This window comes from Bartonella sp. AA86SXKL, assembly GCF_042196885.1.
Window position 1 is genome coordinate 1 of sequence record NZ_JBHIRE010000483.1, and the last position, 268, is coordinate 268.

Sequence of the window (268 nt, forward strand, 5' to 3'; positions counted from 1 at the left end):
ATGGCAATCCATAATGCCAATGGGATAACAAGAAAAATAACAGAAGGAACCAATGAGATTGAAAATTGCAAGATTGTTAGAAGCGTTTGTTTACTTGTTGTAAGAAAGTTTATTCGTGCAAGAATTTGCACTGTCCAACTGATACCAATTGCTGCAATCATGACAGCACTGAACAGAATAAGAATGCGTTTCAGGATGTATAACTCAATAATACGCATAGATTGGATAACATCCTTAAAATTTAATTAGAAAGTAGATACTCTATACG

General features: G+C 33.6%; 1 protein-coding gene. It reads right to left on the bottom strand.

Annotation, left to right across the window (positions count from 1 at the left end):
- Nucleotides 1–218: LptF/LptG family permease (locus tag ACFIO5_RS12785; RefSeq protein ID WP_375705606.1), on the bottom strand; the 218-nt coding region annotated here is incomplete at its 3' end.
- Between the last annotated feature and the right edge of the window lie 50 nt (nt 219–268).